Genomic DNA, 23,952 nt, shown 5'->3' with positions numbered 1-23,952 from the left:
CTGGCCATGACATTTACCCGCCCGGATTCATCGTGTAGATCGATCGATTCCCCGATCGCCACCGCTTGGGTTGCCAAGGCCACATCGGCCTCGGCAGCCGCCGGGACACCAAAACCAGGGCGCGGCGGTTCGGGCCTCACAATCACCGAAACGTTAAGATGTGTACTCGCCGGTATGCTTGAATGACCATGAAAGGCCAACCAAAATACAATGTCAACGCAATGTGACGAAATCTGACAATCCAAACAGTTATATATATTGAAAATTATTTAATTTGGATTTTAATAATCAACTTTATTAGCTTGCAAGTGCGAATGGCGAACCGAAAGAAGAATTTATCCGTCAGAATTTAGATTGCGCGTATCATGTTCCAAGTTGAACGGTACGCTCCACCCGGATACCAAGACGATGGCAGCCAATTTCGGCGTACAAAAGCGTTATTTCCCGCACAAGCAGGATCGGTTCAAAGAGCTTGTCTCCTCGGACATCCTTAGCCATGCGAAAACGTTTGTCGCGACGTCTCGCAAATGTCGAGACGTGCGAAGGCAACTGGACAAGGTGGTTGGGGGAATCGTGTTTATCGGGAAGAAACACTGCAAAGCAAGCACGTCGGACATTTCGCTTGCCGCGGTCAAAAACGCCATCGGTCCTTAGAACGTCGCAGCGTCACGGTCGGGGAAAAAGCGGTCGGACCAGGCGAGGCTGATCTACTCGAAACCAACCCATGCAGCCCGTATCCGGACCGCCCTACCGCCCATGGGCATTGACTGCATTGAGCGTCGCTCGACACGCTACCGATCACCGGAGCAGCGCGTCCAGCAAAGTATCGCCATCGCGCGTCATCGGCGCACGGCGAGGATGTCGCGACTGCGACCGGGAGCGTGAGTCGCACGTCGGGCTGTCTTACCGCAAACCCGACGTGATGCTGTCGCGGGTTGATGGAGCTGAACGCCTACGGCGAATCGGACTTGCGAGGAGCGAGATGGCGGGTACTTGGCACCTTGCCGTCACGCATGTGGCCGGTCGTGCGTTAGCACCATGCACCCATACTCGATGTGTTGGCGCAGTTCGGTTTCATCGTCCGGGCGCGCCTGTCATTGCGTTCGTCGCAGGGGTCCACGTGCGCCTGACATCTATCGTATTCCGCGCCGATGAAATTGTGGCCGGCATGTCGATCAGCCTGCATCGCGCGCGCCGGCTTCGAGGCATTCCCCCCCTCCCGGTGGACGACGTTGCGACATGAACCGTTTCGGCGCAGGCCCAATGCAGGTAGGCGCGCACCGGCAGCTGATCGCCCCGTTGCCGCACATTGTGCGTGCGGCAACGTTTCACAGGAGCATGTGATGCAATTGCATGAAATCGAGACGCGGGACATGAACGGTGCCCTCGATGTGGCCTACATCAACCCGGACCACGTGTTGTGGATGTCGCAAGCACCCATTGCCGTGCAGCGCACGCAAAGCACGGCCGTGCGTGTGGACGACCGAACCCGCGGCGGCAGCCTGATCATTGTCGATCAACCGCCGATCGCGCAACTGCTGCGCGCCCTCGGCCCGTTCGTGACCGCCATGCTGGCCAACCCGTCGTCGGACTATCCGTCCGGCCTGGTCAACTTTCGCGTCGACGCGATCGTCAAGATCACAACGGAGGGCGAGGGCCTTCCACTCGCGCAGCGCGCCCTCGGTTGCATTCACGTCAAGGATGGCAGTACCTTCAAGGTGCAACACTATCGCGATGTCGCTGCGCAGCTTCGGGCTGCGGGTACGCCACGATTCTGACGAACATGAACATTCCCTCTCGGCCCAATTCCCTGCCGACAAAGTTTTTCTGCCTACGCGTTTTCAAAACGAAATGGACCATGGTTGTGCTCGTATTGTCGCTTGGCGGCTGCGTCAGCTTGGCCGATGTCGTGAGCTGTGCCTCGTCCCAATCGAATTACCCGGACTATCACTGCTACTGAAGCCCGCGTCGCCTCTTTGTGCAGCCGTCTGTGCACATTCCGTTCTCCAAATAGAAAAAGTTATCGAACGTCTTTGTATGTGGAATCAACGCAGGAGCACGACGAGTTCGACGTTCCGCGCGGCAGGTAGCTCGCGAACCATTGGTTGAAACCCACCACATCAACGGATGGAGCCACGCGAGATGGTGGCTACGACTCGAACGAGTGGCGTCGATCATGGCGGCGACATCGATGTGCGCGACGCGGTTGCATTCGATCAGGTCCATGGCTCGGTCGAATCCGGTGTCATCGATCTGTCGGCAGACATGGTGGCGCCCGTGCCGGCCGGACGCCGCTTACGCGGCTTCTCCGCTCTCCGCTGCCGCATGCAACGCGCGTGGCTTGCTGCCGCGTATGGCGACGTATCGTCATCGCCTTTGGCCGGCCACAAATACGTTTTTTCTGACTGTCTCGCTCCTTAACCACTCGCTTGAGCTTGGCCTTCAACCGCCGGACATCGATATTCGAATCCAGCTCCGTCTGCCACGCGACGACAGATAAGTCCAACTCAAATCAGATAGTTATTATATTTAATACATTTTATTAAATTGCGGCAATGTCAAGAATTGAAAAATACTGAAAATATCACCTCCATTCCCATTGAGTCGACTCGCATTGCCGCGCAATACTACATATTAGGATCTGAAAAACAAGCTCTGCCAAGCGTCGCAATTGACAGCCGGGAAGCCCTACGATGCGTAAGCTGCCATAAACTGCTCGCTCGCTATGGTGTCGGCTCGAAGCGACGCTGGCGCCACCGCTCGAGTATCGCAGTCGTATCGGCGTTATCGCGACAATGAAAGTTTGTTCCGCGTGATGACAAAAGCTGTGGGCGCGTATGTGAGCACATGAAACCGATTGCGGTTGCCCATCCGACGAATGGTCAGTGCTGCACCCGCATATCGGTCTCTGCAGCCTTTTTCTCAGATTGGTGTCGCCCAGGAAAACTGACGTTAACGAATCGGATAGATTGCGGCGCGCTTGAAATCCGGTTATTTTTCTCAAAGGTGCCGTCGTGAATCGCATTTATCGGAGCATATGGAATGAAGTGCGCGGCACATGGATTGCGGTTTCCGAATCCATCATGGCACGAGGAAAAAAATCGCGCAATGGTGCTTCGTGCCCAAGCCAAAGCGTTGGCAAGACTGGTAAAGAGATAAAGCTAAGTCTACGGGAACTAGTTGGCTTATCAATCGCCTTTGGTTCGTGCTTTTGCACCCCTGCTTATGCTCAATTTTTTGTAAATGACAACGGCGATCAGGGGTGTTACCAAATAATTGACGGTGGCACTGTTGGACAACGTTTTCTCACTTCCGCGTGCAACAACGCTAGCACAACGACAGTCATGACGAATAGTGGCAGTCTGATCGTCGGCGGCACGAATGGCACAGGTGTAATTGGTGGATTGCCAACATCGACGGGGGGCACAACGACTGCCGGCGGATCAACGGCAAACGTCTATGGATTTTACGTGCTCTCGAACGGCGCCTACATTGACGGAAGCGTCAATGGCACCAATATTCTCGGAATTGTCAATATTTCCGGGTTAACGTCATTAAATGGCGGAGCGTCTCTAAATAACAAGAAGATCACCAATTTGGCAAATGGAAGCGTATCGATAACCAGCACCGATGCAGTTAATGGTAGTCAACTTGCATCACTGTCGACTTCAGCTTCAACCAGTCTATCGTCCGCCACCAGTTCGGTTGTTTCGCTCTCCACGAGCCTCGGCTCCGTCAACAGCACCGTCAATTCCCTGTCGACTTCCACATTGGCTGGCCTGTCGTCTGCAAATAGCTCGATTACATCGCTGTCGACTTCAACGTCGACTGCTATCGTGGCTGCGACGACACACTATTACAGCGTCAACGACAACGGGACGCAGCAAGCCAACTACAAGAACGATGGCGCGGTTGGCGTCAATGCGATTGCAGCGGGACCGAACGCCGCAGCAAATGGCGCGGCGAGCATCGCGGTGGGCAACGGCGCGGTTGCGGGTATCACGGGGAACGCTTCGATAACGAATGACATTGCAGTTGGAGCCGCAGCGTCTGCAACGGGCGGCAATTCGATTGCACTGGGTGGGGGAGCCAAGGCATCCGGAATCGACAGCACGGCAGTCGGCTTCAACGCAAGCGCCACAGGCGGCACCAGTTACGCGACCGGTTTTGGTGCGGTTGCGTCGAATACGGATGCAACGGCTATCGGCAATCAGGCCACTGCAAGTGGCTCACAGGACACCGCCATCGGTGTGACGGCCGTTGCGTCGGGGGGCAACGGGGTCGCGCTCGGCAACAGGGCGGCCGCAATGGCCGGCAATGCAGTTGCCGTTGGTCCGTCGGCTACCGCGTCGGCCGGGCAAGCATCGGCATTGGGCCTCGGTGCCAATGCAGGCGGAATGAACGCAACGGCGCTGGGTATCGGAACTGTCGCGTCTAATTTCGCTACGCTGGCGGCCGGCAATCAGTCCACCGCCACGGGTACCGCCGCTGTGGCACTGGGAAGTACCTCAACCGCGGGGGGAAATTCGTCGGTTGCGATCGGCGATACCGCCGTCGCCAGTGTGACGAATGCACTGGCATTCGGGGCCGGGGCCAATGCGAACGTGACCGGCTCCGTAGCGCTCGGATCGGGGGCAACCACGACCGGTACCGCGAATACGGCAACGGGCGGCACCGGCGCCATCAGCAGCACGACGATCGGCAGTCAGACATTCGGGACGTACGCCGGCACGAATTCGGCTGCGGGCGTTGTGAGTGTGGGTGCCGGTGGTTCCGAGCGCCGCATTCAGAACGTGGCGGCCGGCTTGATCAGTGCAAGCAGCACGGACGCGATCAACGGTAGCCAGCTTTACGCGGTGGCCAGCACGACGACGTCGAACATCGCCAGCTTGTCGACATCCACGTCGGCGAGCCTGTCGTCGACCAATAGCTCTATCAGTTCGCTGTCCACCGGTCTGAGCTCAACCGACAGCACCGTGGCTTCGCTGTCGACTTCGACGTCGACGGGACTGTCGAGCGCTACCAGCTCGATCGGCTCGTTGTCGACGTCGACTTCGACGGGCATCAACTCGCTGTCCACGGGCCTCAGCTCGACCGATAGCACCGTGGCTTCGCTGTCGACTTCGACGTCGACCGGCCTGTCGACCGCGATTAGCTCGATCAGCTCGCTGTCCACTTCGACTTCGACGGGCATCAACTCGTTGTCGACGGGTCTCAGCTCGACCGACAGCACCGTGGCTTCGCTGTCGACTTCGACGTCGACCGGCCTGTCGTCGGCTACCAGCTCGATCAGCTCGCTGTCCACGTCGACTTCGACCGGTATCAATTCGTTGTCGACCGGCCTGAGCTCGACCGATAGCTCGGTCGCTTCGCTGTCGACCTCCACGTCGACTGGACTCTCGTCGGCGAACAGCTCGATCTCGTCGCTGTCCACATCGACCTCGACGGGCCTGAGTTCGACCAACAGTTCGATCGCTTCGCTGTCGACCTCGACGTCGACGGGCCTCTCGTCGGCTAATAGCTCGATCTCGTCGCTGTCCACATCGACCTCGACGGGCCTGAGTTCGACCAATAGTTCGGTGGCCTCGCTGTCGACTTCGACGTCGACGGGCCTCGCGTCGGTTAATAGCTCGATCTCGTCGCTGTCCACCTCGACCTCGACGGGCCTGAGTTCGACCAATAGTTCGATCGCTTCGCTGTCGACTTCCACGTCGACTGGTCTCTCGTCGGCTAACAGCTCGATCTCGTCGCTGTCCACATCGACCTCGACCGGCCTCAGCTCGACCAATAGTTCGGTCGCTTCGCTGTCGACCTCGACGTCGACTGGCCTCTCGTCGGCTAACAGCTCGATTAGCTCGTTGTCCACGTCGACTTCGACCGGTATCAATTCGCTGTCGACGGGTCTGAGCTCGACCGATAGCACCGTCGCTTCACTGTCGACTTCGACGTCAACGGGCCTCTCGTCCGCTACCAGCTCGATCAGCTCGCTGTCCACCTCGACCTCGACCGGCATCAACTCGTTGTCGACCGGCCTGTCGTCGGCTACCAGCTCGATTTCGTCGCTGTCGACTTCGACATCAACCGGTCTCTCGTCGGCAACGAGCTCGATCAGCTCGCTGTCCACCTCGACTTCGACCGGTATCAACTCGTTGTCGACGGGTCTCAGCTCGACCGATAGCACCGTCGCTTCGCTGTCGACCTCCACGTCGACCGGCCTGTCGTCGGCTACCAGCTCGATTTCGTCGCTGTCGACTTCGACGTCAACCGGCCTCTCGTCGGCAACGAGCTCGATCAGCTCGCTCTCGACGTCGACCTCGACCGGCCTGTCGACCGCCACCAGCTCGATCGGCTCACTGTCCACCGGCCTGAGCTCGACCAACAGCTCGCTCACGTCGCTGTCCACGTCGACCGCAAGCAGCGTCACGTCGTTGTCCACGGGTCTGAGCTCGACGAACAGCTCGGTGGCGTCGCTGTCCACCTCGACGTCAACGGGTCTCTCGTCGGCAACGAGTTCGATCAGCTCGCTGTCCACGTCGACGTCGACGACCATCAATTCGCTGTCCACGGGCCTCAGCTCGACCGACAGCACGGTGGCATCGCTGTCGACTTCCACGTCGACCGGTCTGTCGACGACCACCAGCACGATCCTGTCGCTGTCCACGTCGACCTCGACCGGCCTGTCGTCGGCTACCAGCTCGATCACGTCGCTGTCCACCTCGACGTCGACCGCGATCGAAGCCGCCAAGACGCATTACTACAGCGTCAACGACAACGGCACGCAGCAAGGCAACTACGCCAACAAAGGCGCCACCGGCGTCAACTCGCTCGCAGCCGGCGTGAACGCCAGCGCGGCAGGCGCCAGCAGCGTGGCAGTCGGCGACGGCTCGAACGCGCAGTCGAGCGGCGCGGTCGCCATCGGCCAGAACGCATCGGCCACCGGCGGCAAGGCGGTGTCGATCGGCTCCGGCAACACCGCGAGCGGCGACGGCGCGGTCGCGATCGGCGACCCGAGCGTCGCCACAGGCACCGGCGCAGTGGCGCTGGGCGCCAACGACACGGCCACCGGCACCGGCGCAGTCGCGCTCGGCAACGCGAACACGGCCACCGGCAACAGCGCACTCACCCTCGGCAGCGCGAGCCAGGCCACCGCGGACAACACGATCGCGCTGGGCAACAAGGCAGTCGCGAGCGCGACCGGCGCCCAGGCCTACGGCTCGGGTGCGTCGGCCACCGCCGCGGATGCGCTCGCCTTCGGCACGAACGCGCAGGCGAATGTCGCCAACTCGATCGCGATGGGCGCGAACTCGACCACGGCCAACGCTGTCGGCGTGTCGAGCGTCACGGTCGGCGGCGTCACGTACCCGGTCTACGGCACCTCGCCGGTGGGCGTCTTCAGCGTCGGCGCACCCGGCGCGGAACGCCAGATCACGAACGTCGCGGCGGGCCAGGTCTCGGCCACCAGCACGGACGCGATCAACGGCAGCCAACTGAACGCGACCAACCAGGCGGTCAACAGCCTGTCTACGTCGACCGCGTCGAACATCTCGTCGCTGTCGACCGGCATCGGTTCGCTGTCCACCGGCCTGAGCTCGACCAACAGCTCGCTGACGTCGCTGTCCACGTCGACCTCGACGGCGATCAACTCGCTGTCGACGGGCCTCAGCTCGACCAACAGCAACCTCACGTCGCTGTCCACGTCGACGTCGACCGGCATCGGCTCGCTGTCGACCGGCCTGAGCTCGACGAACAGCACGGTGGCATCACTGTCGACCGGCGTGACGAACATCAACAACTCGCTGAATTCGCTGTCAACGACGATCAACAACAACCAGATCCATTCCGCCAATACCAACGGTATTGCCGCCGACATGAATGGCACCGGCAGCGATGCGCCGAAGGTCACCGCCGGATCGAACTCGGTGGCCATCGGCGCGAATTCAACGGACGGCGGACGCTCGAATGTCGTGAGCGTCGGCTCGCCCGGGGCTGAGCGCCAGATCACGAACGTTGCACCAGGAACGCAACCGACGGATGCCGTCAACCTTCAGCAGTTGAACTCCGGAATGAACAACACGCTGAATCAGGCAAACAACTATACAAACAGCCAGGTCCAAAGCCTTCAAAATAGTATCGATTCGGTGCGAAAGGATGCCGATGGTGGAGCAGCGGCCGCAATGGCGGTCGCGGGCCTACCTCAACCGACGCACCCGGGGATGAATATGGTGGCGCTGGCAGGGAGCGTCTATCGCGGTCAATCTGGCCAAGCACTGGGGCTTTCCCGGCTCTCGGAGGATGGTCACTGGGTATACAAGGGCGCAGTTACAACGAACACACGGGGCTCATACGGTGTCGTGGTAGGAGGGGGATATCAATGGTAGAAGACGCAAAGCATGGAAACTCTGCAACGACCACTTTCGTCGGATCGCCCCATTCCGATTTGAGCCTGCATCTCTGCCTCACGACATGGTGGTGGCGTTAAGTGCAATGCGTCCAGCTTGATCTTGTCCTTCGGGCCTGCCGGCAGATTTGCCGGCGCGCGCGCCGATGTCTTCAACGTCGCTTGATGCACTGCGGCGAGCGCGACGATTTTGTGCTCGATGTCGCGCAGCAGTCGGCCGAGAATCGTGCGGGGCGCTTGAGCGCTGGGCCCAACCGCTTGTACTGCTTGGCGTGCGCGTAGCCTCCAGCGTGGCGGCGCAGTCGTTTGCCCCCGCGCTCGTACGTCTGCTTGAGCACAATTCCCGCGCGCTGGACAAGTACCACGAGCTTCGCTCGCACCACCTCCAGCAACCGGCTGTCGGAGGGGAACGCTACCGCCTTTTCTTGTACCGTCGTGTCGACAATGATTCGCTTGAACTCGTCGGGCGCGACCGCATTCATATTCGCGGCCACCGCGATCGTCGCCGTCAGCAGTTCCTCAACCCCGGCTTCGCCAATCGCCAAACAAAATCGGCACGGGTTCGTCGGATCGCACGGTAGCCGCGGCTGAAAGTACTCCTCGCCGCAGGGGTACTGCCAGCAGTTGTTCTCGGCCCAGTGCTCGCACACGCCCATTTATGATCGAGCAAATGCTCGCCCCACGTGCGCTGAACTCGGGGCGCTTCACCGCCAATCGCACTGTCGAGCTGACCGAACTGGTTGTACGTCGTGGCCACCCTCGGGGTGGCCACCCACTGCATAGACGACGCTTGTTCTATGCCAATCGCGGCTACGCTTCCGAGTGGCATCGACATGCTTTGCGCAATCGCGATAGCGCGGTGGCGATTGCCAAGCGCCGTGCAAAGCACGGCAGCGGCCTTGGCAAATACCGCTGGTTCGTCACTGCATGACTTCAGTCGTTTCCGGATTCGTTTCGAGCGCCGGGCTGAGAATCATTGAGTGCTCCTCAAACTCGGCTGGCTGCTGGTGCAGAAACACCTTGCAAACTCAGCAGTCTCTATGAAGCCGTCACCTAGAAGCCGTAGGTAGCACCGACCGACGCACCAAGACGTCCGCCCGATCCGGTAGAGTGAGCCATGTGCGCATTGATCAGCAGACGATCCGACAGCCACGCATTCGCACCGACGGCGAGTGCCGTCGCGCCGCCATACGTACCGGCAGCCACGGCCAATTGAATGTTGCCATTCGCGCGGGCATTGGGAATCAGCGACGACGCCGCCATCGCTTCGGCGCCGACCGCATCCAGACGTCGACTCAGACCGGAAACCTGCTGGTTCGTATAGGCATTGGCCTGATTGACCGCGCTCGACGAACCTTGCTGGATCGCCTCATTCATCTGGCCGACATTCACTGCATCGTTGGCGGCGACACCGGACGCCAGGCCGGAGATCCGCCGATCGCCTTCGGTACCCGTCACGTTAATTTGCGTGCCGCCCGTTTGTGCCCCGACAGTAATCGGCGCGCTCGTACCGCCGCCCTGTTGGACGATGCCGATCGTACCATTGGTGATCTGATTCGTCAGATTCGTCACGCTGCCCTGCACGCTCGCGATGTTCTGATTCGTCGCATAAAGCTGGCTGCCATTGATCGCGTCATTGCTCATCGGACCCACTGCGCCAGGAGCGAGGTTGCGAACCCCGGCCGACGCGCCGCCGGGATTAAGCGTGACGCTGGTACTGCCGCCACCGTTCGTGCCACCACTACCCGATCCGTCCTGCGACGGATCATATTGCACGCTATTTTGCGCAATCGACAGGGCCTTGCTCGCCGTGCTTCGTACCGATGTCAACACAGCATCAAGACCGTTCAACGCCGCACCGACGTTGGTGTACGTGGCGCCCTGCACAACGTACGAGGGCATCGTGAAAGCCCCGCTGGTCGGGTTGAACGCAGCACCGCCACCGAGCGCGGCGGCGGTATTGGCGAACGCGCCATTGATGCCCCGAATCGTCAAATACAGTTGGCTACCGTTGATCGCATCCGTGGAGGTTGCGCTAATGCCCCCCGGCGCGACGTTCTGAATCTGGCGCTCGTTGCCGGCCGTGCCCACCGACAGAACCGACGTCGCGTTACCTGCCGCATTACCTCCGTAAGGGCCGACGGCGCCGGCGTGCGCCGTATCCGTGCTCGAACCCGCGCCGAGGGCGATATCGCCTGCGTTGTTGGCCGCAGCACCCGCTCCGATTGCCGTCGCGCCCGCAGCGACTGCCTGCGCATGCGCGCCAATCGCGGCTCCGTTGGTGCCCGAAGCCGTGGCGAAACCACCCAAGGCCGTGCTGCTGTCAGCACCTGCGGCGCTATACGAGCCGACCGCGGTTGCGGCGGTTTGCTTCGTGCCGGAATTCAGCGCCGAAGCCTGATGCCCAATCGCGATCGAACTAGCGCCGGTGGCCGTCGCACCGGACTCGATCGCCAGCGTATCGTCACCGTTTGCCACGGCAGGATTGACTGTATTGTCCCCGATCGCAATCGCGCCGCCGACCGGATTCGATGCGCTTGCCCCCGCGCAGTTCTGTGCGACAGACGCATTCGTGCCCGATTGCACGCTACCACACGTGCCAATCGCAATGGCAGCGAAGCCCGATTGCGAACACGCGATGCCCACAGCCAGTGCAAGGCTATTGAGCGCCAGCAGTTGAGCTCTCTTGGGCGCGACTGTGCTATTCCGAATGACAGCACCGGGGGAGGAGGAGGAGAGATATTTTTTCATGCCAATATATCCAATCCATCGGATAATCATCCAAATCAAAAAATATTAAATTATCCAAAATGTTCTAGACGAAGAGCAAGGCTCGGGAAGTCAATTCATCCCGATGATCAGACTTTACAACAATCATCTATCGATTTTGACAACCAAACATTAAATGACAATTACCAACAAATCAGAAAATCATTCCGAGACAGTTTCACAAAACTGATCGGCTTGCCGACCGATATCCCAGCCTGCCGAGGCGTAGCCGAATTCGGCGAACGCATCGCGAATGCCGACACGGCGCTATAAACGAATACGAATTCACCGAAAGTGATGCAGCACCTGAGGCTGGCCCAATTTCCGTCCCGGGCTTAGCTGGAAAATTCCGGCTCTTCCGGGCGAGCCGGATCGGCCCGATCGGTGCACTGGCGGGCAGATTCCGCCGGCGTCGTCCACTGCAGCACAGAGTGAGGACGCGCCTCGTTTAGCACACGCGCCAGACTTCGATTTTGCGCCTGGCGCAGGATGTATCGACGCCCACTCGATGTGTATCCAAGATGAGGCATTCTCCTCGGTCTAGGAAACGCATTTTCCGCTGCCTCGATTTGGCCATTTCGTGTTTGGAGTAGCCTCATCAATAAGCGGTGGCGACACGAACTGACGATTTGGCAATGTTTCATCCGTATGAAACGCGTTCGGAAATTCCACACGCAAGTCCCTGATCACGGAATCTAGCAAGCGAATGTCATTCCTAACAACCTCTTCCAATCGTTTGCGAGCAGACACCGGCAGATAAATTTGAACATAAATATTATTCGTCACCATATATTTAATCCATTATTTAATCGGCAAAAGAATGACTGCATTTTCTACGAGATCGGAACGATCGAGGCCGAGGAGATATGGGCAAGCCGATCATCGACGACGAATTGTGTACATTGATCGAGCCGTTACTGCCGCCACTCAAGCCGCGGTGCAAGAAGAACCCCGGCCGCTTGCCTGTTTCGAATCTCGCCGCGCTAACCGGCATCCTGCTCGTTCTCAAGACGACACTGCGCTGACGCGACCTGCCCGCCGAAATCGGCCGCGGTTCGGGTGTGCCCCTTTGACGACGGCTCCGAGATTGGCCGGCTGCAGGCGTACGGGATCGCATGCACGAGTTGCTGCTCGCGAAGCTGCGAGCAGCAGACTCGATCGATTTCTCGCGCGCCTCGGTCGACTCATCGGCGATTCGCGCAGTTGGCGCGGACCAAAAAAACTGAGCCATACCCTACAGATCGAGAGCGACCCGGTACCAACCAGCACATCATGACCGACGCCAACGGCAAGCCGCTGCCAAGCCTGGCTGGCGCGAGTGCTTCCGACGTCACGCAATTGCTGCCTCCGATCGACGTGATTCCACCGATCCACGGATTACGCGTCATCGCAGCGACCACGCATCGTCTACGCCGAGACTCCGAGCGACATCGACGAGCGTTGCGCGATCGCGCCGGTGATCGACTAGCGCAGTACCGAACAGGCAGTGGCCTTGGCAAATATCGCTGGGGCCTCGAACGCACGCGTGGCTGGCTGCATCACTTCCGTCGACTCCGCATTCGTTTCTAGCACCGTGCCGACATTCATGAAGCGTTCCTCGAACTCGACTGCTTATTGATCTGCTGGAATACCCTTCGGCGGGCCAACCAGTCTTTTTTGCACTCGTCTCTTAGTCATTGAACACGGATGATGGAATTTTTCTGGTTCTCCTCCCATCCTTAAAATTCTTCTGCCCGCGACATCGTTGCTCTAACCATGTCCCTTTTTCCGATTCAGTTTTGCGACTTTGCTCAGTCATCACCTACGCCTACAGCGCATTTCTCGAGCCCATTACCAACCACCTCACTACAAACTCTTCGGCAGCACAAATCAAACTACGCAAAAACAATCTAAAAATCCAGCCCTCGAAATCCCATCAAATTCCAAAAATACCATCACCCATTCAAGGCTGATCACACCCACAAAAATTAGACGGATTTACAATAACCCACAATATCGGAGGCTTATTTTTCACCCAGATCAACCTTCGAACCATCCGTCAGCTCAAATTGCCGCCGATCTTTACCGCGAATCCAATGAGGCTCACGGCCGCGACCACTCCATATTGCACCACTCACAGGATCAAAATATCGCGGCATGGCTTTCCGCTTCGTCCTGAACCGGAATAATTCTTCCATCGAAAACTCGAACTCTTGAATTGCCAGTACAACCTCCGCCAGCACTCTACCCCTTGAGCTTAACCTGTCCTCTGCAATTTTGGCTTCGAGCGACGCCTTTCTCTCGAGATACTCTGACAAATCATTCATAACGATTTATTAAAACTCTCGACTTCATTTAAAGTTTGACCGGGCATCAATAATTTCATCTCGCCATGCAATTAGAAATTAAATCGCAACAAAACAATTAAAACGGAGCCAGAGACAAATAACCAAAACCCCTAAAGGACATCCAGTCACTCTACCGACGAATAGGCAGCATACATCTGCAAATGGTTCGCAAGATCATTCGCCTAACATTCGTTAACAATAAAATCGCAAATTATTCGATTAAATATTGTATGAGAATCGCCCTAATCCCATAGGTGAAAATGAATTCAGCCAGTCCAGCGCAAACGGTTTCCCTGGCAGGCTGGTGGACTACAACTCGCCGGTGCGTGGTAGGTCTTTCCAAAAAGTTGCCACGTCGCCTTGGTCCGTGTCGACTTGATGCCGAACGTATTTGATGCAGGTGAAGCCAATGTCGTCTTCTCGCCGCTTTGGCCACGAGCGTACACATGCGCCTGATGTTGTCGGGGGGGCTGGCCAAAAACTGGGCCACACCTTTCCGATCGAGCGCGACCCGGTACCAAAGCACCACATCATGCCCGACACCAACGGCAAGCCGCTCGCCGAGATCCTGAGCGGCGCGAATGCTTCCGACGTCATGCAATTGCTGCCTCTGCTCGACGCGATTCCGCCAATTCGCGGCTTGCGCGGCCATCCGCTGCAGCGGCCTCGCATCGTTTGCGCCGATCGCGGATACGACTCCACGCGACGTCCAAGATCATTGCTTGATCGCGATATCGAGCCGCTGATCGTCACGCGCCGTGCCGGCCGTGGCAGCGACTTTGGCAAATACCGTTGCGTCGTCGAGCGCGCGAATGCCTGGCTGGATCACGTGCGTCGCCTCCGCATTCGTTTCGCGCACCGTGCCGCCATTCACGGCGCGTTCGTCAAACTCGGCAGCCGCTTGATCTGCTGGAATACGCTGCGGCGCACCAACGAGTGTCTTTGAAACCGTCTCTAGCAAGAGATTCAGAACAGGCTGGATCATTCGCCCACAAGGCGGCCGGACGGCCTGTGACGCGGCAATCATGATGGTTTGCACACCGCGGGCCTCCCCTAAATGAAGCCAACTTGTCGGCGGAGAGGTATAGGGGAGTGGCGTGAAATCGACATCGCTCGGTCGCCGCCCTGTTCGCTGCGGCCGACGCCAGCCCGAGCGCGCGTCGGCAATGGCGCTTCCGGCTCTGTATGCTCGACATCGCAGAATTGCGGTTCAAGCACGTTGTCGTGACGAATATGAAACGGGCTTCGATCGTCCCATCAAGGCTGTCCAGCGCCATCAACGAATCAGGCACCTTGACGAGCACTGCGTCGAACTCGAGATCGTGCAGTAGAAGCGGCAGGCAAGCCCACCGCCGCTCGCTTCCTTCGACGGGTGCTACGCGCTTGCCGCCCGGCGAGGCCCGAACCGGTCGTCGGTTCGAGTGGGCGGAGCCGGTCAAACTCCGCCCGATTCATACGCGCATCAGGACGCGCGACTCGGCTTCTGCAACCGCAGGATCCGCTGCATGGCCGCCCGATCCGAGCCGACCATCTGGAAGAAGTTCAGCAGATCATTGCGCAGCGCGGTGCGCGAATCCGGGTCGAGATAGATCATGTGCCCGGACGGATATTCGTTGATCTGCAGATTCTGGCGCAGCGCGGGGTCGATCTGCATGTTCTGCAGGTCGAGTCGCGTCTGGTACCACGGCGTCACGTTGTCGTAATAACCGCTTGCCTGGAACACTTTCAGATCCGGGTTGATACCCATGATCGCGGCCAGATCGGTGACCGTGTTCAGATTGCCGCGGCCCTGCGACGTATTGCCGGTCGGATCCTGGTGCGTCCAGTCCCACGCCCTCGATACGTCGGTGATGCCGGTAAAGGCGGAATTCGACGTGTACTTTAGTTCCTGATTCAGATAGATGTTCCAGGCGGCGATGTACACGCCGTTCGTCGCACGATCGAACGCATCGTTGTTGACCAGACTGATGCCGGCCGCGACGCCCAGGTCCGTCGTCGTCACACGACCGTCGTACGCGCCAATGCTTCGCCCCGGCACGAGGTTACGCTGAAAAGTGTCGGTGTCGACGAGCAGCTTCGCGTTTTGCACTAGTGTCTTGTCGATACCGATGTACTGCGCGACACGCTGCGCTGCGGCATCGCTTGGAGCCGGGAGTTGGGAAACTGCGTCAGCTGCTTGGAAAAATGCCGCAGCCTTCGCCAGCAGTTCGTCCGCGTTCGGTTGCGTCTCGAAGTACGCGACGACGTCCGCCCACGTCATCGTCGACGGATTGCTCGCGGCCGCGATGGCCGCGTCGACGGCCGCGGAAAACACCGGATCGTTGCGTGCCGCCGTCGCTGCCGCATTAGAGGCGATCGCGTCCTTCGCCAGTGCCGCGAAATCGCCAGACGCGAACTGCGCGGCTTCCGACATCACGCCCGCAAGCGTCGTCGACTGCGTCGGTGCGGTGAATTTCTTGTGATACCACGCATCGGCAACATAGGTCGGCAGCAATCCGATCGGATTATCGATCTGCCGGAAATCGAGAATCGACGATTGCAGCACGATCCCGTTCAGGTCGACGCCGTCTTTGTGCAGCGCATTCGCGAGCACGGCGGTACGCGGTGTGCCGTACGACTCGCCATAGAGAAACTTCGGCGAATTCCAGCGCTGGTTTGCGGTCAAGTAGCGCTTGATGAACTGCTTCAGCGACGACGCGTCTTTGTCGACACCCCAGAAGTCCTTGTTCTTCGCAGGCGCGATCGCCGTCGAATAACCGGTGCCCACCGGATTGATGAACACGAGATCGGTCTTGTCGAGCAGGCTGTCCGGGTTCGTCTCGATCGTATAGGGTGCCGGCGGCGTGAAGTCGGGCATCGACGTCTTGATCCGCTTGGGTGCATATGAACCAAGTAGCAACCAGATCGCGGCCGATCCCGGGCCGCCGTTGTAGAAGAACGTGACCGGACGCGTGCTTGCGTCCTTGCCGTCCGCCGTGTACGCGACGTAGAAGATCTTCGCGTTCGGCTGCGAGCTGCTGGGATCGGTCGTCACGAGATGGCCGGCCGTTGCGGTGTACTGAATCGATTTCCCGTTGATGGTCACGACGTGATGCGTGATCGCGCCGTCCTCGTTGGTATCCGTGATCGAGTCGTCGGCCCGGTTACCGTAGGCGACGGGATCGAAATACGGTTTGTCCGCCGCGAGGGCGGGCTGGGGCGCTTCGGCAGACGGACCGTCGTCGCCGCCGCCGCATGCGCTCAACAGCACGATGCTCAACCCGAGCACAACGGGCAAACGCCAGAGATGGCGGCCCGAGAGGAAAGACCCCGACTGCGCTTTATTTTCCGTGAATGCTTTCATAGTCATCCTGATTTTTTTGTTTACCGAAAAAAATAAACATGCAGCGTAACCCCAGTGAGTCAATGTCACACCATATCGGAATGAACTCTAGAGAAGCGAGCCCCGATTTCTCACAACGAATTGCGTAGGTTTTTGGCGTGAATTCGTAGCCAGAGGTCAGATGTTTCTGTTCCGCATTTGTGTAATCCCCGCTCTCTTGCCACGTGCATAGCGTGTTACAGAAACAAAACAATTGCAACAGAAAGTTTGCCGCGCATCCATTTTATATATTTAATTATAATTAAATCGCGTTTATCGAAGATTAACTTAACCTGGATTGCGTGGCGACAATTAACAAAATGGCGCTGAGTAGCGACGGACGACGCTCCAAAACGATGGAATCGCGCAGGAAAAATATTTTTATCTGCCAGCGATTATGACAGTGCCGGCGCATGAGCGAGCGCATCGAACCGAACGGCAGGCGGGAATCCATCTCGGGTGCTCACCGGCAATTTTCGGCGTGGCCAAATGTGACGTCGGACGGAATTCGTGGAGGCCGCCTCTTGAAACTCGTGGCTAGATCGCAAAGACGTGCCTAAGTAAGCGGCTCGCCACATGTCCGCCGAATTGTTCGAGAACGCATGTCAATCAGAGACGCATAAACCGTTTGCGCCATTCATTCGTCAGGAATGTCTTTTGATGCTCTATACTCGCCTCCGGACAAGAAAACCCAAGTCCGCCCCGCATCAATTCTCGATACAACACGCAGTTAATTGGAGGATTTATGTATCACATAAAAAATACATTAACTATATTATTGATTAATGCGACAAGCCAATGGCGGTTGATCTTGAGCGGTCTGTGTGTGAGCGTTGCACTCGCCGCGTGTGGGGGAGACGATTCCACGTCTACGGTTGCGAAAGACGATACTCATCCGACACCATTCCAGTGGCCCGCTGATCATGCAGTGGTCGATCCCAATCAGTACGCGGCTTGGCAGGATCCTGATGCGATGAAAAGCGCCGCCTACCGAAATGGACCGAACGGCGGCCCGGGTACCGTCAATCGCGATGATATCGCCAACGCCGGTCTCGATTTGAAGGCGATCGACGAGACACCGGCCGTCAAGCATCACAGCATGATCGGTGCTGACGGGCAGGCGATCGAATACTCGGCCACAGCCGGTCACCTTATCGCCTGGACGCCGAAGAGCGAAAGCAAGACGGGCAGCCCGGACGCTCAGGCGTCGATTTTTTACATGGCCTATACCCGCGACGATGTACCGCACAACCAGCGCCCGGTGCTGTTTATCTTCAACGGCGGCCCGGGTGAGCCGTCAATTTGGCTGCATTTAGGCTCATGGGCCCCGCATCGTCTGCTGGTCAACGCCCCCAATCTACCAGCCGGAACGGAAATGCCCGACCCGGATCGATTCCCCTTGATCGACAACCCGCAGACGCTCCTCGATCAGACTGATCTCGTCTTTATCGATCTGCCTGGCTCGGGGTATTCGGAGGCAATCGCGCCACATAAAAATAGCGATTTCTGGAATACCGATGCCGACGCCAAAGTGTTCCGGGATTTCATCACCGCGTATATCAATCGAAATAACCGACAGAGTTCCCCAAAATATTTGATGGGCGAATCATATAGCGGCATTCGCACCCCGATCGTGGCCGATTTGCTGGTGCAGGCCGGAACCAGCAACTATCTGCCGGACCCATCGAAGGCAACGCCACAGGTTCTGGCCGGCCTTATCCTGCAATCACCGATTATGGATTACGGGTATCGATCGACGTCGTCAGACACAGCGGAAGGCTTTCTTCCAACACTCGGCATGGTTGCAGATTATTATGGGAAGGCAACAGCACGAAACGGGCAGTCGAAGGCTGATTACGCAGCCTATCTGCGAAATTTCGCTTCTGGCGATTACGCTCAAGGACTTCAGCAGAAGACATTTTCCACAAATGTGACGACAACACTCAGTGGCATTACCGGCCTGCCTGAAAATTCAATCAATCCCGGCCAGACGATTGCAGATTTTTCATCGATTGGTGAGGTTATATATCCAAATAACGGACAGAATGCCAGCTTCAATGACTACGATGGCCGCATCAGCACGATCGAACCTATTAATTACGATGTTAGCTTTTACGAAGATGCTGGATTTTATGGAAACATCAAACAGCTACTCCTGAGCGAATTCGGTTATCAAAACAAAGACCCCAAGCAGGTTTATGGTAGCGATATAGCGGCAGATTATTGGTGGAAAGATTCCCCCATTCAACATCGAGGCTCGCCTTATCCTACCAGCGTGCCGGATTTGGTCGAGGCATTGACGTTGCAACCTACCCTAAAAGCACTCGTCTTCCACGGCTATCATGACGGCGTCACGCCATTCTTTCAAACCGAATTAGACCTCGGGGCCGTGGGACTCTGGACGCCAACCTCGCCCGTCCCGCGAGTGACAGTCAAAGAGTACGATGGTGGACATATGGCATATCTGACGGAAGCATCGCGCAGCGGCATGCGATCGGATCTCAAATCGTTTTTGACGGCGAGTACCACATCGTCGTCAACGACTGCGACGAGCATCACTTCGCAAGGAGTAGCACGATGAAACCTCTTTTTGCTTGTCTGCTTGTAACAACGAGCGTACTGGCGTCGGTTGGCACGCAATCCAGCTTGGCGAACGATCGGCTTGTGATCGAGAATCCGGTCACCGTGTCAGGACACGCTCAGGGCTTCATTCGCGTCGGAGCGAAATTCAGCCGGCCACCTGTCGCGCCCGATAGCGCACCGCCGGCGACAACGAAGAGCAACGTGGCCGACGCCATTACCACCGATCTCAAAGCGAAGTTCAAGGCTGCGGCTGATCCCACCACTCACTTGCTCACCAAGGAGGGGGCGAACAAGACCGGATGGGGGTGGGCCGTGGATCATTTCGACGAGATCGACACGGAAAGGAAAGGGGCGGTTCGCTATGAAGACGTGATCCGCTATCTGAATCGACGCCCTGTCGTCCCGCTATCGACGTCGTAAAACGCGCAAGCCGTATCGGGCGCTGATGAAGAAGATGCCCCATTCGTTACCGACAAGCGGGACGGTGGGGCAAATAGCGAAGTGCATCCAAACTCGTCTACATGTTCAATGTGCAGCTTCACAACGTTGCGTTGGCTTCCATTTTCTTCGGCCCGCCTTAGACAAGACAAAGACCAAACACCGCGACATTTCAATTTCGCGGGAAACCCGACAATTGAACTTGGCTGGAACACACTGCCGTGCACTCCGCCTTGCCTGTCACCCCATCGTCGCGACTATTCAAGGCACGTTCACCGTATCTTTGAACGCTTTGCCGGCACTGAACCTCACTGTCTTCGCTGCTGCGGTCGCAATCTCTGCTAAGGCCGGTATCGGCTGCTACAGCGTCAACGAGTGCTGCCTGTTCATGAGTCGACTTCGTTCGGAAGATCGGACGTCCACCCTACCCATACTTCGGAAGGAAATTGTGCGAAACGTCAACGGTAGCCGCCAGCACGTCGTTACCCATAAATCGCTATGGAATCATCGGCCCAGTAGACGTTTACGGAAGAGTTCGGAATAGCCGGGAAGGCCAATGTGGCGGAAGGCAGCAGGAGTCGAACCTACCCAGGAGCGTCTGACGCCCCTAACCGAGTTTGAAGCCCGGCCGTACCACCGGATACGAATGCCTTCCGTGGGAAAAAACCAAAAGAACAACGAGCGCCTACGCCTGTACACCCACCCAACCGCTGTCAGGCCGCAGGAAGTGAAGATCGCGGTGGAAGCGAGTATACCCAACCCGATCGAAGAATTCGAGAATCTGGATCGCCCGCTTGCGGCCAAGCCCGGTTGCGTCCCGGAACGTCGCCGCATCGAGCCCGCCGCCGCGCGTCGGCGCCAGACGCGCGACCAGCCCGGCCAGCTCGCCAATGACATCCGCGTGATAGAACAGGTCGCGCACGACCTGATGCACGTCGCCGCATCGCGCGAGCTTGCGCAGCAGCGTGCGCACGACATCCTCCGCCGCGCCCGTGTCGCGCGCCAGATCGCGGACCCACGGCGGATCGAAGCGCCCCGCGTGAATCAACGGCAGCAGTTGCTGCGCCAGCGCTTCCTCGCGCGCATCGAAACTCACCGCATGCGACGGCAGATGCAGCCACGGCCCGCTTCGTGCAACGTCCCCGCCATCCACCAGCGCATCGACCAACGCGCGCCACAGCGCATCGCCGACGAGCGGCGCCGCCATGCGTCGCAGGCGTGCCGCATCGAGCCCCTGCTCGTCCGGCATGCGCTCGTGATACGCGCGCAGCGTATCGATCCCCCGCGCCTGCAGCGCATGCCAGTGCGCTCGCGCGATCACCGTGCCGTCGTTCGATGCACGCTCGCGCTGGCCGATCGCCAGCGCGTCGTTCGGCAACGCGAGCGCGTCGGGCGCGAAACCCGTCAGGTGCGTGAGCATCGTGCGGGCGATACCGAGCGGTGCCTGCGCGAGCAGCGCATCGAGCCGCCCTTCGTCGAGCCACGCTGCCAATGCGTCGAGCCATGCTCGGCGCGCGGGCGTGCGGCGCTTGCGCGCGGGACCGAACGGATCGAGTACGCGCCCGCCGCCGACGGTACGTGTCGCCTGCGGATTGCGGACGATGAAGCGGTCGCCCGGCAGCGCGAACACGGGTTCGTCGAATACCAGTTGTACGCGCATCTTCTGGCCGGCCGCCAGCGTATCGCCGTCGAGCAGCGCGACGTGCGCGACGCGATGCAGCGTGCCGAGATGCACGTGCAGCGGTGCCCAGTGCGTCAGCGTGAGCCCCGCATCGGCCAGCAGCGTCAAATCGACGTCGAGACGCGGCGATGTCGCGACCAGCCGCGCATCCGCGACGGTATCGCCGCGCTCGATGTCCGCCTTGTCGACACCGGCCAGGTTCAGCGCGCAGCGCTCGCCCGCGCGGCCCGCGCCGACCGGCCGGTTCTGCGCATGGATGCCGCGCACGCGCGCGGCGGCGCCCGTGCGCACGACCGCGAGCGTATCGCCGGTCGCCACGCGGCCCGCGAACGCAGTACCGGTCACGACGGTGCCCTGCCCGGCGAGCGTGAACACGCGATCGACCGCCAGCCGGAACAGCCCGTCGTCTCGGCGCGTACGCCACGCGAGCGCCGCATCGGCGAGATGACGCTTCAATGCGGCGACACCCGGATCGTCATCGCGCGTCGCGCAGGTTTCGAAGATCGGCGCGCCGTCGAGCGTCGTGCCGTGCAGCCACGTGGCGATTTCGTCGCGCACGGCCGACAGGCGTGCGGTGTCGACGCGATCGCACTTCGTCAGCGCGACCGCGCCATGCGTGACGCCAAGCAGTTGCAGGATCGCGAGATGTTCGCGCGTCTGCGGCATCACGCCGTCATCGGCGGCGATCACGAGCAGCGCGAAGTCGATGCCGCACGCGCCGGCCGCCATCGTGTGAATCAGCTTCTCGTGGCCCGGCACGTCGATCAGGCCAAGCACGTCGCCGTTCTCGAGCGGCGTATACGCATAGCCGAGCTCGATCGAGATGCCGCGCGCCTTCTCTTCCTTCAACCGGTCGGTGTCGACGCCCGTGAGCGCCCGCACGAGCGTCGTCTTGCCGTGATCGATGTGCCCCGCGGTACCGACGATCATGCAGCGGGCCCCGCGATCTGCACGCACTGTGCGACGAATGCCGCTTCATCCGCCGCTTCCAGGCAGCGCAGGTCGAGCCGAAGCGCATTGTCGGCGATGCGGCCGATCACCGGACGCGGCCATTCGCGCAGCTTCTTCTCGAGTTGCGTGAGCGCGCGCCCGCCGCGCTTGCCGTCCGGCGTGCGCACGACGAGCCCGGCGCTCGGCAATTGATCGACCGGCAGCGCGCCGCTGCCGATCTGGCTGAACATCGGCTCGACCTGCACGTCGAAACCGCCGCCGAGCGCGGCCTGCAACGCCGGACGCACACGCTCGGCCGCGTCGGCGATGTCGCGCTGGGGCCGCGTGAGCAGCCGCAACGTGGTGAGCCGCTCACGCAGGAATTCCGGCGCCCGATAGAGCCCCAGCACGGGTTCGAGCGCGGCGAGCGTCAGCTTGCCGACGCGCAGCGCGCGCTTGAGCGGGTGCTTCTTGATCTTCGCGACGAGCGCGCGATCGCCGACGATCAGGCCGGCCTGCGGGCCGCCGAGCAGCTTGTCGCCGCTGAACGTGACGAGGTTCGCACCGGCCGCGACGGTTTCCTGCACGGTCGTCTCGTGCGGCAGGCCCCATTGCGACAGGTCGGCAAGCGTGCCGCTGCCGAGGTCGGCCACGACCGGTAGCCCATGCTCGCGCGCGAGCGGCGCGAGTTCGACCAGCGTCACTTCCTTCGTGAAGCCGCTGATCGCGTAATTGCTGCAATGGACCTTCATCAGAATCGCGGTGCGCGGGCCGATCGCCTCCGCGTAATCGCGCAGATGGGTGCGGTTGGTCGTGCCGACCTCGCGCAGCTTCGCGCCTGCACGACTCATGATGTCGGGAATGCGAAATGCCCCGCCGATCTCGACCAGCTCGCCGCGCGACACGATCACTTCGCGTTTCGGCGCGAGCGCGGACAACGTCAGCAACACGGCCGCCGCGTTGTTGTTGACGACGGTCGCGGCTTCCGCGCCGGTCAGTTCGCACAACAGATCGTCGATCAGGTCGTCGCGATCGCCGCGGCGGCCGGTGGCGAGATCGAATTCGAGGTTGACGGGCCGGGTGAGCGCGTCGACCACCGCGCTCACCGCGTCGTCGGGCAACAACGCGCGCCCGAGATTGGTGTGCAGCACGGTGCCCGTCAGGTTGAACACCGCGCGTACGGTGCCCGCGTTCTGGGCCGCCAGTGTGCGGGCAACCGCGGCAGCGATGCGCGGCTCGTCGAGCGGCTCGGCCGCCTGCGGATCCTGCTGGGCGGCGGTGCGCCAGCGTTCGAGTTCGGCACGCACCGCGTTCAGCACGCGGGTGCGGCCATAGTCGGCGAGCAGCGGCTGCAGCGGCGCCGACGTGAGCACGCGCTCCACCGACGGCACGCGCGCGAGGACGGCATTCAGTTCATTCAAACCCGGGTCGGTCACGTAATGGTGGCTCCATTTCCTTGCGTGGC

The 23,952-nt window shown here is 59.7% G+C and carries 11 protein-coding genes, 1 tRNA gene and 7 pseudogenes; 10 read left to right on the top strand and 9 right to left on the bottom strand.

The window, feature by feature from the left end:
• The first annotated feature begins 408 nt into the window (after window positions 1-408).
• The 5 genes and pseudogenes from WS51_RS31905 to WS51_RS33135 form a co-directional block, all read left to right on the top strand.
• Window positions 409-654, top strand: a complete 246-nt coding sequence (locus WS51_RS31905; RefSeq protein ID WP_155627632.1) for a hypothetical protein — start codon at window positions 409-411, stop codon at window positions 652-654.
• A gap of 689 nt (window positions 655-1,343) precedes the next feature.
• Complete coding sequence (locus tag WS51_RS03430) at window positions 1,344-1,778, top strand: hypothetical protein (protein WP_059506410.1); 435 nt, start codon at window positions 1,344-1,346, stop codon at window positions 1,776-1,778.
• 364 nt (window positions 1,779-2,142) lie between these two features.
• Window positions 2,143-2,421 (top strand): hypothetical protein, encoded by a 279-nt coding sequence (locus tag WS51_RS31900; protein WP_155773560.1) that lies wholly within the window; start codon window positions 2,143-2,145, stop codon window positions 2,419-2,421.
• Window positions 2,422-3,014: 593 nt separating this feature from the next.
• Window positions 3,015-3,131 (top strand): annotated as a pseudogene (locus WS51_RS33140) (ESPR domain-containing protein); the annotation flags it as partial.
• Between the two features lie 177 nt (window positions 3,132-3,308).
• Window positions 3,309-8,378, top strand: a pseudogene (locus WS51_RS33135) (YadA-like family protein); the annotation flags it as partial.
• A gap of 172 nt (window positions 8,379-8,550) precedes the next feature.
• On the opposite strand, the gene WS51_RS03415 reads toward WS51_RS33135, so the two are convergent.
• Window positions 8,551-9,054, bottom strand: a complete 504-nt coding sequence (locus tag WS51_RS03415) for a hypothetical protein (protein WP_069228593.1) — start codon at window positions 9,052-9,054, stop codon at window positions 8,551-8,553.
• A 110-nt stretch (window positions 9,055-9,164) separates the two neighbouring features.
• On the opposite strand from WS51_RS03415, the pseudogene WS51_RS32775 reads away from it, so the two are divergent.
• Window positions 9,165-9,375 (top strand): annotated as a pseudogene (locus WS51_RS32775) (IS5/IS1182 family transposase); the annotation flags it as partial.
• 76 nt (window positions 9,376-9,451) lie between these two features.
• Here WS51_RS32775 and WS51_RS03410 read toward each other — a convergent pair.
• Together WS51_RS03410 and WS51_RS31890 are read right to left on the bottom strand one after the other, a co-directional pair.
• Window positions 9,452-11,149: a YadA family autotransporter adhesin gene (locus WS51_RS03410; RefSeq protein WP_167357959.1), complete on the bottom strand. Its 1,698-nt coding sequence runs from the start codon at window positions 11,147-11,149 to the stop codon at window positions 9,452-9,454.
• Window positions 11,150-11,502: 353 nt separating this feature from the next.
• A pseudogene (locus WS51_RS31890) lies at window positions 11,503-11,651 on the bottom strand (integrase core domain-containing protein); the annotation flags it as partial.
• A 382-nt stretch (window positions 11,652-12,033) separates the two neighbouring features.
• Here WS51_RS31890 and WS51_RS03405 point away from each other — a divergent pair.
• Window positions 12,034-12,847: pseudogene (locus tag WS51_RS03405) on the top strand (IS5 family transposase).
• 323 nt (window positions 12,848-13,170) lie between these two features.
• Here the strand turns inward: WS51_RS03405 and WS51_RS30540 are convergent.
• On the bottom strand, window positions 13,171-13,473 hold the full coding sequence (locus tag WS51_RS30540) for an H-NS histone family protein (RefSeq protein ID WP_060347985.1): 303 nt from the start codon (window positions 13,471-13,473) through the stop codon (window positions 13,171-13,173).
• A gap of 486 nt (window positions 13,474-13,959) precedes the next feature.
• On the opposite strand from WS51_RS30540, the pseudogene WS51_RS03400 reads away from it, so the two are divergent.
• Window positions 13,960-14,440: pseudogene (locus WS51_RS03400) on the top strand (transposase); the annotation flags it as partial.
• A 1,433-nt stretch (window positions 14,441-15,873) separates the two neighbouring features.
• Here WS51_RS03400 and WS51_RS32770 read toward each other — a convergent pair.
• Window positions 15,874-16,906 (bottom strand): annotated as a pseudogene (locus WS51_RS32770) (S10 family serine carboxypeptidase-like protein); the annotation flags it as partial.
• A 232-nt stretch (window positions 16,907-17,138) separates the two neighbouring features.
• Entirely contained in the window at window positions 17,139-17,309 is a 171-nt protein-coding gene (locus tag WS51_RS31885; protein WP_155634100.1) for a hypothetical protein, read from the bottom strand.
• Between the two features lie 291 nt (window positions 17,310-17,600).
• On the opposite strand from WS51_RS31885, the gene WS51_RS30530 reads away from it, so the two are divergent.
• Both WS51_RS30530 and WS51_RS03390 read left to right on the top strand, forming a co-directional pair.
• A complete protein-coding gene (locus WS51_RS30530) occupies window positions 17,601-19,436 on the top strand; it encodes a S10 family serine carboxypeptidase-like protein (protein WP_081333518.1) in 1,836 nt (611 codons plus the stop codon).
• Window positions 19,433-19,858, top strand: coding sequence for a hypothetical protein (locus WS51_RS03390; RefSeq protein ID WP_155773559.1), 426 nt, complete (start codon window positions 19,433-19,435; stop codon window positions 19,856-19,858). The genes WS51_RS30530 and WS51_RS03390 overlap by 4 nt, the downstream gene beginning before the upstream one ends.
• 577 nt (window positions 19,859-20,435) lie before the next feature.
• On the opposite strand, the gene WS51_RS03385 is transcribed toward WS51_RS03390, so the two are convergent.
• From WS51_RS03385 to selA, 3 genes are all read right to left on the bottom strand, one after another.
• Window positions 20,436-20,531 (bottom strand) — tRNA-Sec (locus WS51_RS03385).
• Between the two features lie 30 nt (window positions 20,532-20,561).
• Window positions 20,562-22,487: a selenocysteine-specific translation elongation factor gene (gene selB / locus WS51_RS03380; protein WP_069228590.1), complete on the bottom strand. Its 1,926-nt coding sequence runs from the start codon at window positions 22,485-22,487 to the stop codon at window positions 20,562-20,564.
• Entirely contained in the window at window positions 22,484-23,923 is a 1,440-nt protein-coding gene (selA, locus tag WS51_RS03375; RefSeq protein WP_069228589.1) for an L-seryl-tRNA(Sec) selenium transferase, read from the bottom strand. The genes selB and selA overlap by 4 nt, the downstream gene beginning before the upstream one ends.
• Between the last annotated feature and the right edge of the window lie 29 nt (window positions 23,924-23,952).

The organism is Burkholderia territorii, assembly GCF_001718335.1.
GTDB lineage: Bacteria > Pseudomonadota > Gammaproteobacteria > Burkholderiales > Burkholderiaceae > Burkholderia > Burkholderia territorii.
This window is presented reverse-complemented; position numbering and strand designations above follow the sequence as displayed.